Origin of the sequence: Streptomyces viridosporus (assembly GCF_002078235.1) — a bacterium.
Lineage (GTDB): Bacteria > Actinomycetota > Actinomycetes > Streptomycetales > Streptomycetaceae > Streptomyces > Streptomyces viridosporus.
This window is the reverse complement of sequence record NZ_MSGP01000642.1, coordinates 1-625: the sequence shown is the minus strand read 5'-3', so window position 1 is coordinate 625 and position 625 is coordinate 1. Positions and strand designations below refer to the sequence as shown.

At 78.4% G+C, this 625-nt stretch carries 1 protein-coding gene; it reads right to left on the bottom strand.

Annotated features, from left to right (window positions below; genetic code table 11):
- On the bottom strand, positions 1 to 625 hold a 625-nt coding region (locus B7L92_RS34900), incomplete at both ends, for an EboA domain-containing protein (protein WP_081241233.1).

Here is a 625-nt window from a genome sequence, read left to right as displayed (position 1 = left end):
CGGGGGCGGACGGGGCGGACGGAGCGGACTCGGTCAGGGCCAGGACGCGGTGCAGGTCCTCCGGGACGGTCCGGCCGGCGGCGGTGCGCTCCTCGGCGTAGTCGCCCAGCATGCGGGCGAGTTCGCCGTCGCCCCGGGCGCGCCGGGCCAGGTCCGCCACGTGGTCGACGGCGACGCCGGTGAACAGGCACTTCAGTACGGCGTGCCGCCAGGCGTGGGCGTCGAGGTGCCGGGCGGAGTACGGGCCGACGGCGGCGGCGAGGAGGCGGGTGTCGTTGGTGCGCAGGGCGTCCTCGACGAGCGGGAGGGCGTCGGATCCGGGCACGAGGTGCGGCAGGGCGTGCAGGACCGCGCGGCGTTCGTCCGCAGTGCCCTGGTGGTAGACCCGGGCCAGGGTGTCGGCGTCGGCACGGACCGCGTGCAGGATGAGGACGCGGGCGGCGTCGGCGTGGGCGGGACCGCAGCGGCGGCCGGCCTCGGCGAGGCGCAGTTCCCAGACGGAGATGGGTCCGTGGGTGCCGGGGTGGGCGGCGGCCTCCTCGAGTGCCCGGTCGAGCCAGGCGCGGGCGGCCCCTTCCAGGCGCTCGGCGAGGTGCCGGTGCAGCCCGGCGGGCGGGGTGAGGGC